General features: G+C 40.2%; 7 protein-coding genes and 1 pseudogene. All 8 read right to left on the reverse strand.

Features of this window, described 5'->3' with window-relative positions; translation table 11 throughout:
• Window positions 1-61: 61 nt before the first annotated feature.
• Entirely contained in the window at window positions 62-6,799 is a 6,738-nt protein-coding gene (locus DWX28_RS15600) for a SpaA isopeptide-forming pilin-related protein (RefSeq protein ID WP_118253693.1), read from the reverse strand.
• Window positions 6,789-8,891, reverse strand: a complete 2,103-nt coding sequence (locus DWX28_RS15605) for a DNA topoisomerase 3 (RefSeq protein ID WP_118253696.1) — start codon at window positions 8,889-8,891, stop codon at window positions 6,789-6,791. The genes DWX28_RS15600 and DWX28_RS15605 overlap by 11 nt, the downstream gene beginning before the upstream one ends.
• A gap of 48 nt (window positions 8,892-8,939) precedes the next feature.
• Window positions 8,940-10,436, reverse strand: coding sequence for a CD1107 family mobile element protein (locus DWX28_RS15610; protein WP_118253699.1), 1,497 nt, complete (start codon window positions 10,434-10,436; stop codon window positions 8,940-8,942).
• The gene (locus DWX28_RS15615) at window positions 10,420-10,668 is read right to left on the reverse strand and encodes a DUF4315 family protein (RefSeq protein ID WP_055066060.1); all 249 of its coding nucleotides are present in this window, start codon (window positions 10,666-10,668) and stop codon (window positions 10,420-10,422) included. Before DWX28_RS15615 ends, DWX28_RS15610 begins: the two co-directional genes overlap by 17 nt.
• A 12-nt stretch (window positions 10,669-10,680) precedes the next feature.
• On the reverse strand, window positions 10,681-13,521 hold the full coding sequence (locus tag DWX28_RS15620) for a CD1108 family mobile element protein (RefSeq protein WP_242999692.1): 2,841 nt from the start codon (window positions 13,519-13,521) through the stop codon (window positions 10,681-10,683).
• 27 nt (window positions 13,522-13,548) lie between these two features.
• Window positions 13,549-15,930 (reverse strand): VirB4-like conjugal transfer ATPase, CD1110 family, encoded by a 2,382-nt coding sequence (locus DWX28_RS15625; RefSeq protein ID WP_117640066.1) that lies wholly within the window; start codon window positions 15,928-15,930, stop codon window positions 13,549-13,551.
• A 55-nt stretch (window positions 15,931-15,985) separates the two neighbouring features.
• Window positions 15,986-16,414: a PrgI family protein gene (locus DWX28_RS15630; RefSeq protein WP_005426563.1), complete on the reverse strand. Its 429-nt coding sequence runs from the start codon at window positions 16,412-16,414 to the stop codon at window positions 15,986-15,988.
• Between the two features lie 14 nt (window positions 16,415-16,428).
• Window positions 16,429-16,758, reverse strand: a pseudogene (locus DWX28_RS15635) (hypothetical protein); the annotation flags it as partial.

A 16,758-nucleotide genomic window follows, 5' to 3' on the forward strand; every position in this document is an offset into this window, starting at 1 on the left:
TCTTCTCCTTTTCAAAATGGGGCTGTGCAGTAACCACAGCCCCAGAACACTATTTATATTATCATTTGCGTTTTCTCTTAACTGTCACTACAGTTCCCAGACATCCTGCTGATACTGCAAGTGCCAGCACAAAAATAGCAATATTTGTATTATCTCCTGTTTTTGGTGAATTGGATACAGAAGTCGCATCAGAACCATGGGAACCAGGAGTGCTGACTCCCTGGTTTTCTGATGTTTCCGGAGTGTCTTTTTCCGGAGCTTTCTTATTTGTCAGATCCAGAATATATTCAATCACAGGAGTACGGTCATTGACATATTCAAACTGAATCTTATGCTCGGTTTCATCAAGCTGATAGCCATCCAGTGTTTTTGTTTCTTTCAGGATATATGTGATTGCTTTTTTATACTGCCCATTCTTAAAAGTCGCAATCGGATAATTCTTTGATTCTGCATGGCCAGCACTGTCTGTTACCAGAGTTTCCAGAACTTTACCTTTGCTGTCACAAAGGGCAAATTCTACACCTTTCATTGGCTTCTTGGTATCTTTATCCGTTTTATTTAAGATTACCTTGCCCATTGCCTGTTCATCTTCCATTTTGGCTCCCTGAACATCTCCGGTGTCCTTAACCTCAAATGTCACTTTATTTGCCACAATATAGCCTTTCGGTGCTGTTTCCTCCAACAACGTATAAGTGCCGACTGAAAGTTTCTCTACATAATGGGGCTGATCACCAGATGTCCAGCTTTCCATAACTTCCTGGTTTTCATTAAGAATATACAGTTTAGCACCTTTGACCTCGCTGCTTCCATCTGTCATATCAACTTTACTGATCAGAATTTTTGTTGTATCATCCTGCATTTCTACTTTCTGTATATCTGCAGTATTTTCTACTACAAACGTAATGGATTCTGCAGTTGCATAACCATCAGCAGGAATTGTCTCTGTTAATGTATATTTCTTTCCAACTTCCAGTTCCTTAATGATGTGTGGTGTGCTTCCGGAAGTCCACTCATCCACAACGTTTCCCGCTGAATCGGATACTTTCAGTTTTGCACCTGGTAATTCTTCCCCGGTTGTAATATCTGATTTTGTGATTTCAAAAGTAGTTGGCTCATCTTCATAAGTGAACTCAAAGGATACTTCTGCAACCTCTTCTCCCGCATAAGCAAAATCAAATTCCTTGATTTCTTCTGTTGTCACAAATCCAGCAGGAGCCTGCACTTCTTTTACATAGTAGTTGCCATTGATTGGAAGATCTGCCGTAAATACAATCCTTCCATCCTGATCCGTAGCTTTCTGCTCGATCATGGTATCTGCTTTCAGGATTACTTCGCCTTCTGCATTTAAAATATCATTCTTTGTATAAAGTGCAAATACTCCGCCTTCCAGAACACGGTCTGTATTTTTTTCTTTCTTAACTACAGTTACTTTTGCTTTCTGGCGGTTATTCTGCCAGTCCTCATCATAAGTCACAACCGGAGTATTCTGATCACGATAAGTCAGATCAACCTCTCTGATTTCTCCATCCAGAACATATCCATCCGCCGTCTCTTTTTCCTTTACATAATATTTGCCTAAAGGAAGATCTTCTGATCTTGCATATCCAAGAGCATCTGTCGTAATTGTTGCTACCAATTCGTCCTTTTTATAATAATCACTGCTTTCCCCATCTGCAGCCTTGATATCCTCCGCTGCATAAATTTCAAAAATAACATCTTTCAAAGAACCTGTAACATAGCCAAATGCTGCGTCCATGCCGCCTGCCAGCATATCTTTCCAGGTAACTTCCTTGACAAATTCACCTTTTTTATTGATGATGATTCGTCCAACCGGAACAGCATCCTTCATTTCTACTTTTTGAACATCTGCAGTATCAGAAACTGTAAATTTCACTTCCTCCGCCTGCAGATAACCATATGGTGCAAACTCTTCCCGAAGTGTGTAGGTTTTTCCCACATGGAGTCTTTTTATTACATGAGCTTTTCCTTTTACAGAAGTCCATTTTTCTACTTCTTTTCCGTCTGAATCCAAAACCGTCAGTGTTGCTCCGTCAAGTTCCACACCTGTTGTAATATCTGATTTCGTAAATTCAGTTGTTGTCGGCTCATTCTTAAAAACGGTTTCCAGTTTTACTGTTTTTACTTCCTGTCCCTGATATTTCGCAGTCACCTCAATCTGCTCATCTGAAGATACAAAACCATCTGGTGCTGCCAGTTCTTTTATATAATAAGTTCCAAATGGCAGATCCTGCTCAAAAACAGTTTTTCCATCTTCACCTGTTACCGCTTTTGTAAGCAGTTCGTCTGCTTTTACCAGTACCTTATCCCCTGCTTTTATATCCTCTTTTGCGTAAAGACCAAACTCTGCTCCAGAAAGCCCTTTCTCATTTTCAGCATCTTTTTTCACAACTGACACTTCTACTTTCTGGCGATCATTTATAAACTCTGCACTCTGTGAGATCACTGGTGTATCCTGGTCTGCATAGACGAAAGAAATTTTCTGTTCTTCTTCATTTAATACAAATCCCTCTGGTGCAGTCTTTTCTACCACTTTGTATTCTCCTAAAGGCAGATTATCAAGATCTGCTTTTCCGGATTCATCCGTTGTCAGTTCTGCAACTTTTACACCCTTTGCATATTCCAGGATTCTTTTTCCTGTATCATCTTTCTGGAAATCTGCTGTATAGATATCCTCTGCAGCATATACTTCATATACTGCACCGGAAAGGTTCTGAACTTCATACCTAAAATCATTCTTATAGGTCGAAAGAACCTCTCCTTTTTTCTGTACAGTGAGTTTTCCTTTCACCGAATGGTCCTCATATACCACTTCAATGACCGCATCACCTGAAATCGGATCCGTCTGATACAGGGTATTGGTATCCACCTGTATTTCGACATAATTTTTGTTAATGGTATAACCGTCCGGTGCTGTTACCTCTTCGATTCTATAATGACCAATTTTTAAATTCTGAGGCAGTATCAGATATCCATCTATATCTGTGAAATATGAGGTATGTGTAACAGTTGTCGGGTATGTAGTTACCTGCTCTACATATTTTTCATGATCCAGATCATAAATTTTAAACTCTGTTCCCGGAATTAGAACAGATTTTTTAGTCTCATCATCCTGTTTGATAATTTTCAGTTTTGCAGAAAATTCTTTATCCAAAAGAACTCTCCATGTCTGCGGCTCTGTTGGTTTATTCTCTGTAATCCGGACAATAAAATCATCTACAGGTTTGTAATTATGGGGTGTTGTAGTTTCTCTCACCAGATATGTTCCATATGGAATTGCAATGGATTTTACATAGCCTTTCTCATTTGTAAAAATTTCCGTTGCTCCATTTTCACCGATCACAACCGGCTCTGCAGAGGAAAAATCATAATTTCCATCCTCTTTTACCACCAAAGAAGATACCAGATATGCACTAAATCCAGCTCCGGATAGTAATGCAGCATCTGTGTCTCCATTATTGGCAGCTTTAATAAGTTCAAACGGCTGTTTCTTCACCGTTTCCAGTGAGGTACACTCTTTTTCTACAACCGCTGTCAGATCACCTTCATCACTGCATACAAGATCATATTCATGCTCGTCTGCCAGATATCCTACGGATGGGGTAATTTCCTTGATGTAATACTCTCCAAGATAAAGATTCTCTATCCTTGCTTTTCCTTCTTTATCGGTAGTTAGCGTACCAATCTGGCTTCCGGCTTTATAAATAACGCCTGTCTTTCCATCTGGATGGGTAATGTCGTTTCTTGCATAAAGTCCATACACCGCATTTTCCAGGGAAGCATCTCCCTGTGCCTTATTTTCTTTTGTCTCGGCATCTTTTTTATTCAAAGAGATTGCAGCACTGACCCTATCATTCACAAAAGTATGACTGAAAGAAATTTTTGCCTGTTCATCATTGGTATAACTGAACTGGAAAGAATAAGTATCTTTCTCATTTCTGACATAACCAGCCGGAGCCTGGACCTCTTTTACATAATAAGAAAATCCCACTGGAAGATCTGCTTTAAATGCTGCTTTTCCATCAGTACCAGTAATTGCAGTCTCAATCAGAGCATCTTTTTTTACTGCTACTTTTCCATCCACAGTTTTCATATCCTGCGCTGCAAACAGAGCAAAATGCCCTCCGGATAGTGTATTTTCAGTATCTTTATCTTTCTTTATCACCTGCACCACTGCTTTCTGACGGTCATTTGTAAAGGTAGTCTCTGAGAAAGCCGCTTCTGCAGTCTGCCCTGCATAAGAAATGGTTACTTTTTTTGTTTCTTTTGCATTATAAAAATTTTCCGGGGCCTGTGCTTCTGTTACATTATAGCTTCCAAGCGGAAGATTCTTTACCGTTACAGAACCGTTCTCACCTGTGATCAGATTTTTCGCTACTTCTGCGCCTTTTTTGTAAACTGTTTTTCCACCTGCTGTTACAATATCCTCGGCAGCATATACGTTATAAACGGCTCCTTTCTGACGGCGTTTCTCATACTGGAATAAAGTTCCATTTTCATCAGATACAGCTCCTACGAAAACCTCCCCCTCTTTATAAACGGTCAGATTTCCTTTCTGCTCTTTGTCCGTTACAGTCTGTTTGGTCGTGCTGCCAACTACTAATTTCACTCCATAAGAGGAAGCCTGGACAACATAACCTTCTGGTGCTGTAATTTCCTTTAAGTAAACTGTATCCTGTGTCTTAGTAAGAGTTACACGTGAAGAACCATTGCTGTCTGTTGGCGGCATTTTAGCAATCAGCTTTGTGCAGGCGTTATCACTATATACCCCATACACGGCTCCAGCTAGATTTTTTCCAGTATCTCCATCTTTCTTTGTAATTTCAATGACTGCTTCTTCCGGCCAGTCAACTGTAATCTGCAGGTCAGAGGAATCCGTATAGTAGCCAAAACCAATGTCCTGTGAACTCTCCAATTTTAAGAGCATTGCATGGAAATCCAGGGGAAAATTGGAAGTGATCGCATACTTTCCTTTCAGACTGCCCATATTGGCTGTTGTAGCTACAAGATGAAATTTCTCTCCACCTTTTACAGTGACATTTCCAGATGCCGTCTTTCCTGTAGTTTCGTTGACAAGGCTCACACCATTTTCCAGATGAATGGTAATGGTAAATGCTTCATTTGCCTTCCAGGTAAAACTTTCTGTTTCCTTTCCCGTTGCATTAACGGAAAGTCCTGGAAGAAGTTTCATTGCTGTCGGATCAGGCATTTTAGCAAGAGCTACTTTAATCTCTTTCAGCATATTTTTAGCGGTTGTAGAAAGCGCACCTCCAAATCCGGATTCGCCATCATATAAATAGTCAACCAGGTAATGCTGCATGGCTCTTGTCTCAGAACTGCATCCATATTTTTCCATAATGGATTTTACATTATATCCATTGAATGTATGTCCCCATCCTGGACCGCCATATCCATAGAATAAGGCTTTTCTCAAATATTTATCATCTCCGCCTTCATCCAGTTCAACCATATTTTTATATGTTGTCCCACTTGGAGGTGACTGCATGGAGTGCTGCATACAATACGCATTTACTGTATAAGTCTTTCCGCCTGCTTTGTAACGAACATATTTGTAGCTGTCATTTCCACCCTGTCCCATAACTGTATCAAACGGATGAAGCTGGCCATCTGAATAATAGTAATATTTATTTGCTTCAATATTTGTTGCATCATCCCATGGAGTATCGGTTGCAAGTAACATGATACCGTTTTCTGCCTGATCCATGGAAACACTTAGGTCAATGTCATCTGCTGGCATTTCAAAACTGAATTTATCCGATTCTTCGTGATAAGTCACCTCAGAATACAATAAATCTTCTGTATTCTCTGTCTGGTTTGCCTGTACTTTTGTTGTTCCTACTGCAATTAAGCTGCCTTGCGGCATATCTCCAGAAAAAACAACGGTTTCTCCTGGCTGATACTGTCCATCTTCATGGTTCAGCTCAATATGAAATTCCTCTCCACGAACAATATTTACCTGATAATTTCCATCTGCATCTTCTGTTTTCTCTGTTCCATCTGTAAAAGAGTCGTCTGTCGCCTCTGGCATTTCTTCCGGATCTGTATCTGTAATTTCTTCAAATGTGCTGTCTGTATCCGGATTATCATCTATGGCAGGTTCTTCTGTTGAAACTTCCTCAGACGGGTTTTCCGGGATTGGTGTATCTATTGGCTCTTCCTCAACCGGAATTTCTGTCGGAGTTACTTCTTCATAGATTTCATCCTCTGACGGAATTTCTACATTTACCTCATTCTGCACAGGTTCTTCACTCTCTGCAGTGCCTATGGCTGGTTCCTCGCCTTCTGCTTCATTCTCATCTTCCTGGTTGCTTACAGATTCCTGATTCTCAGATTCAGCAACCTGCACCACCGCTTCCTTTACAATCAGCTTACGATTGATCTGATAAATTGGGTGGCCACTTACTGGCTCCACATAATAAACAGCTTTGTATGTATCTTCGTAATCTGTTGTAAAGTCCTGCTTTTCCTCATTTTTTGCCTCATGGAAAGTGATCTTCACCTTTTTTTCATCTGGTATTTCCAGTCCGGTAAAATCTTTCTCCACTTCAAAAATACTGCCTGTTTCCAGTTCCAGATCTTTTGCTTTTACCACCTCATCTGCATCCAGTTCATTTTTTACCGCTTCGTATAACGGTGGCTCTTCTGGCACTGGCACTACATCTGCCGCATAGGACAGTATTGGAGATAGAATTGTAGATAACACTGTAAGCATTGCCAGGAATCCCGACAAAAATCTTCTCATATTTTTTTTATTCTTCATTCTTTTTTCCTTTCTTCCGTTCCGGGAAAATCAACTGAAACTTTGGATTTCCGGTTTCTGAAACCTCCATCTTTATAGTTGCTTCATACTTCCTTTTTGTTTTCTCTGATACCAGATCTTTGAAATGCACCTGCTTCTCACTCAGCAGCTTCCTGACAGTTGCTTCATCAAGTGTTTTTCCCTGACTCTCAAAAAATCGGTTATTTTTCCATAAAGTAAAACTGCAATCACTTCCTGAACAATAATAATTTCTCTTTCCCACATAAACCTTATTGCCGCATCTTGGGCATTTTCCAATTTCTTTCCGACCATCTGAAAATAGTTTCTGGTATTCTTCCACTGGCTGTCCATTATCACTTACCAATTTGGTAACCATTTTTTCAATTTCGAAGAGAAATTCTTCTACATTTTTCTGGCCTCTGGAAATCAGTGTCAGATCATTTTCCCATTCTGCTGTAAGTTTTGGTGATTTGATCATTTCCGGAAGAATCCTGATCAGATTTCTTCCATCTGCTGTAGGTAATATCTGCTTCTTTTTACGCTCAATAAAGCCTTTCTCAATCAGTTTTTCAATAATCGCTGCCCTGGTAGCCGGAGTTCCAAGCCCTTTTCTCTCTGCGTCTTCTATCGTATCCGAACTTCCAGCGTGTTCCATGGCACTAAGGAGCGTATCCTCCGTATAATGTTTCGGCGGTGCTGTAAAATGTTCACTAAATTTTACAACAACACATTCAAATACCTGTCCTATTTTTATATCTGGAAAATCACTTTCCTCCTCTTCTGGCTTTTCTGCATTTTTCCCATATGATTTAAAGAACCGTTCTTCCACTTCTTTCCATCCATATTGGAGAACATTCTTTCCAGATGCAGTAAACAGTTCTCCATGACAGGAAATTTCAGTCTTAATACTCTCATATATGTATTCCTGTTCCGATGCACATAATAACTTTGATGCAATCAGCATAAGAATTTCTTTTTCTCCACCCGGAAGTGCTTTTAAATCCGTGTTTGCAATTTCTACCGTTGGTATAATTGCATGATGATCTGATACCTTTTTGCTGTTTAAAAGTCTTTTTATCTCTGGTTCCGAACCCTTCATTGATATTTCTGGAAATACTCTATTTACCGCATCAATAACCAAAAACGCATTTTCTTCCATATCATCTGTAAGATATTGGCTATCCGTCCTTGGATACGTCACCAGTTTCTTCTCATAAAGGCTTTGGGTATAGTCCAAGGTTTGCTGTGCCGTAAATCCAAGAAGACGATTTGCTTCCCTCTGTAATGTGGTCAGATCATATAATTTCGGCGGCTGTACCTTTTTCTTCTCTTTCTTTACTGAAAGAATCTGTGCAGTTTCATCCTTCATATCCTCCATCATCTGAACGGCAGCACTTTTCTCTTTTATCCGGTTGCTTACAGCATCCAATCCATCCATCAGAAGATGAACCAGATAATACTTCTCTTTCTGGAAATTCTCGATGCTCTTTTCCCGTTCCACCAGCATTGCAAGTGTAGGTGTCTGCACTCGTCCTACAATCAACCGATGGTGATACAGTACCGTAAACAGTCTGGTGGCATTAATTCCTACCAGCCAGTCTGCTTCACTTCGCGCCACTGCAGAATAATAAAGCTCATCATATTCATGTCCATCTTTCAGCTGCTGAAATCCTTCCAGAATTGCTTTTTCCTCCATGGAAGAAATCCACAGTCTTTTAAAGGGAAGTTTACATTCTGCCTGGTTATATACCAGACGGAAAATCAACTCCCCTTCTCTTCCTGCATCTGTTGCACATATAACTTCTGTGATATCTGCTCTGTGAAGCAGTTCCTTTAAAACCCGAAACTGCCCTTTGGTACTTTCTTTAATCTGATATTTCCAATTCTCCGGAATCATGGGAAGTGTTTCATATTTCCATGCTTTCCAGTCATCCCGGTACTGATCTGCACTGGCCAGTTCAATCAAATGCCCAATACACCAGGAAACCAGATATTCTTTTCCTTCCAGGTAGCCATCTTTTACGTTTGTGGCATGAAGCACCTTCGCAATGTTTCTGGCTACGCTGGGTTTTTCCGCAATTACAAGCTGCAATTTTCAATCTCCTTTCTGCACCTGTCGCTGTAATTAAGTGAAACAAAGTTATTCCTCTGATTCTTCGTCTTCTACTTCACCTTCCATTTCATATTCTTCTAATTCTTCATCATCCTCACGAATTGTATCTTCCTCCTCATCGTCGTCCTCGTCCTCTTCATAATCAAAAGAAGTATTTCTTCCTTTCATAAATTTCCAATAATAGTAAGCACCACAAACTCCTGCCAGAACCAGCAGCATTAATAAAATCGTGCCGGAATTATTGCTTTTCTTCTCAGGTTCTTCCTTTTCTTCCGGTATGATCGTAACTTCTGGTTCCGGTGTCTCTGTGATCTTCTCTGTTTCAAGTGGCAGTGCGGATTCTGCAATAGCCTGGTTCTGTGGAAGTGTGACCATGTTGGTATCCGTAAAGTTCAACAGATCATTTTCGCCTACCTCTGTAAGAAGATAAACATTTTCATCCGTTTTATCCCTATCTACGATCAGATAAAAAACCTTATCACTTTTTGTCTTGATCGTATAAAATTCCTTTCCCCCTTTGTCCTGAACTGTTCCTGTTGTCATGCCGGAAGCAGAACTTTCTCCCTGCACCCGTCCGGTATCTGCTTCTGTATCCGTTTCATTTACTGTGTTTTCTGGTTCTGTTGGTGCAGTAGCAGTCTCATTCGTTGTCTGATGTTCCGTTACGGTTGCCGTAGCACTGGTGGGCTTACTTGCAGTTCCATCGGCTGGCAAAGAAGTCGCATTCTGCTCCGTTCCGGAAACCTCTGTATTCTCTTTTACTGCATCTGGATTTTCATAATAAGGGTTTCCTACTTTATAGATCTCTGACATATTTCCTGCTTTGTCTTTTGCCTGCAGGGTAAAGTATTCATAGGAAGTATCCGCTTTTTGCAAACGGACATTTAATGTATTATTCGTCAGTTCTGTGAATTCATTTCCATTGACATACAAAGCAGCAATTCCCGATTCCGCATCAACTCCCTGCACGATCAGTATCCCATTCTTCGCAGCCGCAATAATAGTTGGTTTGGTTTTATCAAAACACTCTATGTAACGATTCTGCTCATAAGTATTTCCATTCTGATCGGTAACTCTCACATAAATACTACAATTAGAAGAGATGGATACTTCCATATTTCCGGTTATGTCTGACCATCCTCCATTTTCTGAAAGTCTTGCTTCTACTTTTGCAATAGAAAAAGCACCTGTATTCTTTGTATCTTCCACTTGAATTTTTACGGTTGCCGTATCTGTCTGCCAGCCTTCGGGTTCTGTAAAGGTAATCCCTACTTCTGGTGTTTCCGTCACATCATTTCCTGCATCTTCCTGTGCCTGTTCCACTGGATCTGCAAGAATTTCAGCTTCTGATCCATCTGAAAAATCAACATCTTCCGGGCTGCTTTCTTCTGATGATTCCACTTCTACATTATCTGCCCATACAGTCAGACTTCCGGGCGAACTATAAAAGAAAGCTCCTGCCGGAAGTCCTGCTAACGTAGCTGCGGTTAAAAATACAGCTGCTCTTTTATGAAATTTCTTCATTTTCTGTCTGCTCCTTTTCTCTGGTTTCCAATATCTTTTTTTGTTCCTCCTTGCTGATATCAATCATCAACTGAAGTTCCTCTGCGGAAACTCCATTGCTTCGGATAATTTTCAGATACTCCATATCCTCTGCCTGTTTCTTCTGTTCTTCCAGATCCCTTGCTTTTTTCTGTAGCTTTTCAATCTTAGCGTAGGTTCTTGCAAGTTCTTCTTTTATTCGTTCAATGTTCAAATACGCCCCTCCTTATGGCCTGCCAAAAGCATAAAAATGAGACTGCCAGTATGCAGAATTAATGGACGTATACTGAATTGGATTTCCACAATGGATCATCTGTCCATCTCCGGCATAAATTCCTACGTGGGTAACCGGCTCTCCCGCATCATACGTCCCAGTGAAAAAGATAATATCTCCTGGCCTTGCTTCTTCTGGTGATACAGACATACAAATGTCATAAATTCCCTGTGCAGTAAGTCTTCCCATATTGCAGACACCCGAATTGGTAAACACATAGCTTACAAAACCAGAACAGTCAAAAGAAGTCTCCGGGCTGGAACCGCCCCATACATACGGCATACCAAGATATTTGTCTGCTTCCGCAAATAATCTCCGCACAGTCTCATCATCATAACTGCCGCCTCCACCATACAGCCCGCTATCTCCGGTACTGATATAAAAAACAGGATTATAATATTCCCCATCTTTGACCAGTTCCAAATATAACTGGCTTCCGGTTGCACTTCCTGTACTTCCCGTTGTACCAATTACAGTATCTGTTGTTACTTCCTGACCATTTGCTACCGAAATGCTCTGCAGATAAGCGTATTTAATCTGCACACCTTTTTTATCCTGCGTAACTACATAATTTCCAAAAGTTCCGCTATATCCTACATCTACAACAAAACCATTCATCGCTGACTTCACTTCTGTTCCCTGTCGTACATTAATCGTCACACCTCTGTGAAGTTGTGTCTGCCCGGTTCCATTGTTTACAGAATACCCATAATAGGTACTGATATAGGCATACCAGTTTAACTCAACCGGAGTTTTATATGTCTGTAAATTTCCTCTGTTGGAATAGACCTCTTCATAAATTTCCTGCTCATCCTCTTCCATTCTGGACAGAATAACACTTCTAAGCGGTTTTGCCTGAACAGAAACATTCAGTACATCTGCAGTTACTGTACGGGTAACTTCCACAGAGTTCTGATTGCCCTCTGCCAGAAAACATTCCCAGGTCTGATGACCATGTGCCTCAGCTACTGCGTGATTATCATAATAAACATCAAACTGGACACCATACTGGGCAAAGTTTCCAGTATCTTCTACGGTGTACTCAATCCCATTCATCACTACTTTCGTCCCCATTGGAAGAAATGGGTTTGCAGCATCAACCGCAAGCGTATGATTAGCCTGTGGCATTGCCCCTGAAGCAGTAGGTCCTCCACTCCACACGCCACAGCAGATGGGACAATTACAGTATCCACTGGTCACAACATTTCCCAATGACTGCCCTACCTGTATTGTAGATGTTTCCTGCCGGGTTTCACTTTTTTCCTCTACGGTGATTCCGTACTGTAAAGAAAAAATTGTTTCCAGTTCTCCTTTTATCTCATCAAACTTAAAATCCCCATAACTGGCAGTCAGATAACTGATCAATGTATGAGGATCATGGCCGATTTCACCAATGTTATATCTGTATTCATCTTTTCCTGGATACCGGGCTTCCATCTGGTTTATTTTCTGTTGAAGACTGGCTTCCAACTGCGTATAATACAACTCTGCTTTTTCAATTTCGTCCGGATCCGCAATGTAACTGGAAGCGATTACCGTAGAAATTCCATTAGAAAACATAGCCGAACAGGAAGCAAATCCTGTCATTACGGAAAGAAGCAAAATCAATAACAACCCCATTGAGATCAGAGTAGTTACATTTCTTACAAATACTTCCTGTGCCTTTCTTGCAATTTTAGTAGCAAGATTTACTGACCGGATTGAGGTGTCTTTTGTTTCTTTTGCAATCTTCCCAGCCCGGTATGCCATCTGATACTCTCGCTTAATCCTCTGCTTCTGTATTAATTTTCTGATCAGCTTTTTCTGCATCTCTGGATGTTCTTCCAGATATTTCTGATATTGATACCTGGATGCACTCTTCCAGACTCTTTTCTCTAAACGGTTTTCTTTATGTATCTGACTGCGGTTCTTCCGGATATTTCTACTGCTATGTTCCTGTAATATCCACTCACCTGAACGCACCAGCTTATGTGCTGCATCTACAGCACTGTTTTCCTTTTCGTCTTCGCCTGCTTTCTGATATACTGCATTTTTTAATGCTTTCTTTGGAACAGAAGACAAGGTTTTCTTTTTACCATCCGTTTTCCCTGTTTTTTTGTCGAAATATAAATGGTACTTTACCTTTGCTTTCTGTTCCTCATTTGTTTTCTTGGTATAAACAGAATCTTTCGGAATTTTGTTCTGCCTCTCAGCTTCCTGTTTTCTTGCAGCCTTATCCACTTCCTGATAAGTTTTTATTGTTTTTCGGCTATATTTCTGCTTTCCTTTTTTTCGGTTTGTAGAAACATCATTCTTCTCTGCCTGAAAATGTCCTCCATCTGTTTCAGCCGAAGTTTTCTTTTCTTTCTTCAGACTTCCATCTGTCTCCAGTTTTCCAAACTGCAGTCTCTGCTGTTTCTTTTTCTGTCGCTGATACTGGCTCCTGTGTTTTTCTTTGCGCTCACGTATTTCTACCGCTGAATCCACAGATACACCTGCAGGCTTGTCCCGGTATCTGTACCGTCCCTGTGTTTTTCGTTTTCCTGGAGGACTGTTTGCAGCCTCTTCTTTTTTGGCAGGATTTCCCTCCTGAACTTTTTCGGAAAATTGTTTCTTTTCAGCTTTTTTATGAGAGTTTTTCTTCTTTTCAGAAGTAATAAATGCCTGTTCTACATCCTTCTGTTTATAAGGCAACTCCTGATCGCTGTTTGTAACTTTTCTGGTCTCCTTTGTTGCAAGATTTTCCTCAACCAGACCATTTCTGGTCATACGGCTGACTTTCTTCTCTTTCGCCGTATATTTTTGTTTTCCCAATGTACCTCACCTCTGCTTTTTTGTCCGTTAAGTCTGAATCTCATCCGGTTTAGTACTCATCAAAGCATAGGTTCTGGTATCCTGCGGATATCTGTCTGCAAAAGGTATGATTACATTTCCGTAAAAAAGCAGCCCTTCTCCTGCATTACTGTTATTTACAAAAGAAATCTGATGCTTGGAAATATTCAATTTCTCCGCAAGGATCTTCTGATCCCCGCTGTGCTGATTTAACATCAGGATAAAATCACTGTTTCCCACAATACTTTCTACTGCCAGAGAGCCAAGAAAATCTGTTACATTCTGACTGATTCCTGTAATGATTCCACCCCACTTACGAAATCTCTTCCACATTTCAATAGAATAATTAGCAGTCTGTGGCTGGTTCAGCAAAAGGTGAAATTCATCCACATAATAACGGGTTGATTTCCTGCGACTGCGGTTCTGTGATACTCTTGTCCAAACCATATGCTGGACAATCAACATCCCTGCTTTTCGTAGTGTGGTTCCAAGTTCCCGGATATCAAAGCATACCACTCTGTTCTGCGTATCGACATTACTTCGATGGTTGAATACATTCTGCGATCCTGTTACATACAACTGCAGACTGTTGGCAATGTTCTGTGCTGCTGGTTTATCTGGTGCATAAAAGTTCAGACGTTCATAGAAATCCTGCAAAGTCGGCATATTTTCCGGTTTTGGATCATTGTAAAGATATTTTTTATAAATGTCTTTTACACACAGGTCAATCATGGAAACCTCATCACCATTTAATTCTGCATTTTGAGGTTTCTTCATAATGACCTCGCAGAAAGATGTGATAAACTCTGCTTTATCAGCAATAATGGTATCAATATCCTCCACATCGCCATTAATCCTGTATTTCTCCGGATGATAAATAACATCCAGGTTCACTTCCATAGGATTGATGTAATCATTACTTTTTGCACTGATTTTAATAACTTCACCATTTAAGGCATTTACCAGCGGAAAATATTCTCCCTCCGGGTCACAGATAATAATGTCATCGTCTGTAATCAGGAAAACATTGAGAATTTCTCTTTTCGTTGCAAAACTCTTACCGGAACCAGGAGTACCCAAAATCAGGCCGTTAGGTGTTTTCAATCGTTTCCGATCCACCATAATGAGATTGTTTGACAGTGCATTTAAGCCATAGTAAAGAGCTTCACCGCCTTGGAAAAGTTCCTGTGTGGTAAACGGAACAAAGATTGCTGTAGAAGTCGTAGTCATAATTCTCTGTATTCCAGTCTGGTTCATTCCCAGTGGTAGTGATGCCACAAGTCCCTGTTCCTGCTGATATTGAAGTCTCCGTATATTGCAATTATATTTCTGGGCGATTCCTGCAGTCTGATACACAATATTGTCCAGTTTTCTCTTATTGTCCGCTGTATTCATCAGTAAAAAAGTAAGTTCAAAAAGTTTCTCATTCCTGGACTGGATTTCATTGAGCAATCCCTCCACATCCTCTCCGTATGTAGAAATGTCCGTTGGAATAATATCCATATCATATCCGCTTCTGACCGCTTTCTTCTGTTCTTCAATTTTCATTTTCTGAATATTTGACAGCGTACTTTTCAGGCTTTTAATAGCTGCCTTGGGATCAATTGGACGCAGGTGCATATTGATGATAAGATTCTCTTCCAGATCCAGCAGATCTGCCAGCAGTTTATCCGTAAGTTCTGGTGATGTAATCTGTAAATATGACACGCATCCAAAAGTCTGTCCCATCCGAAAATAGCTGTCATTGCGAAAATCAAATCCGGTAGGTGCAATAAAGTCTTTTGTCTGCAGACCTGTTTTTGCAACCATCCCATAATGGAAATGGAAAGATTCTTTTGTGTCCATATTCATCACATCATGCAGAATTTTCAGACGTTCTACCCCATTTAAAGGCTCTGCCATGGCTCCCATCACCTTAAAATTATTCAATACACTGGCTTCAATTCTCTCCAGCCTGGATTTTGCATTTCGCAGATTATCCGCCTTAATGGAAAATGTAATATATTTTGTTTTTACAAGCCCATTATTTCCTTTGGAAAGCTGCATTTTCAACATATCCGAATATTCTTTCCGAATATCATTGAAACAGTCATCCTGCTCTGGAATATCAATATTTTTTGCATACTCATCAAAATTCACCTGTTGATTAAGAAATGTAATTTGTACCTCAACAGAGCTGTCAAATGAATTCAGGAACTCACAATAGTTCTCAAAAATAGCCGCTTTATCATCATTCTGCGCTAACTGGTAATTTATATCGTAGAACTGCACCATCTTTGAATAATAGTTATCATCTGTCCTGCAGATACCATCCTTATATATTTCCTTATATGGAATCGTATCCTGCGCTGTAAAAGGCTTCCTCTTCTTCTGATTCTCCGCTTTTATCATCCGAAGTTCTTTCAGACGCTTTTTTTCTTCTTTCGTAAGTCCGGTTTTCTGTTTCTTATTTTTTTCGGTCTGCTTTTTTAAGGAAATGGAATGGATTTCTCGCTTCCCTGGCTTCTTTTGCCTTTTTCTCAAGCCATGCACCCTCTTTCTCTAATTTATCGTACTCTATAATCCGGTCATATAAGTTTTGGGAACGATAGACCCTGATTCCAGGTCTTAAAAATTTCTGCCGGATAATGTGAAGCAATATTTTCTCTGCTGGAAATCCATCCTTTTCATACATTGCAAAAAAGAAAAATGGCAGCATCACTATGATCATAAGCGTTGCTGCCACATCTGTTCCCAGTCCTGCTTTTGTCAGCAAATAGACCGGAACACCACAAATTCCTGCCAGAGAAAAACATATAATTTGTCTTTTAGTTAAATTCAGTGCTAATTTTGTCTTTATTTTTGAAAAATCTTTCGGCACTGGAACATATGCCATATTCTTGTTTCCTCCTAATGTGCATTGAAGATTGATTTTGCCAGGGAACTGGTCTTAAACAGACTGAAACATAAAATAACTGTATATGCTGCAACTGACCAGATAGCTGTATGAAGATTATCCGCAACTGTAATGGCATTTACCAGAACCGCATAAATCGCAACACATACCATCATAAAAAATCCCTGGAATCCCAACGCTAATAATGCCTTCACGTAATTATTTCCAATACTTCCCCATTCCCTGTTCGTAAATGTTGAAAACGGAATAGGTGCCACAGAGACATAAAGTAGGGTAAGAACCCGGCGCCTTGCCATATCACTATGGTAGGTTTCCGAGAACTC

This window comes from Blautia sp. AF19-10LB, from assembly GCF_003461245.1.
In the GTDB taxonomy this organism is placed as follows: domain Bacteria; phylum Bacillota; class Clostridia; order Lachnospirales; family Lachnospiraceae; genus Blautia_A; species Blautia_A intestinihominis.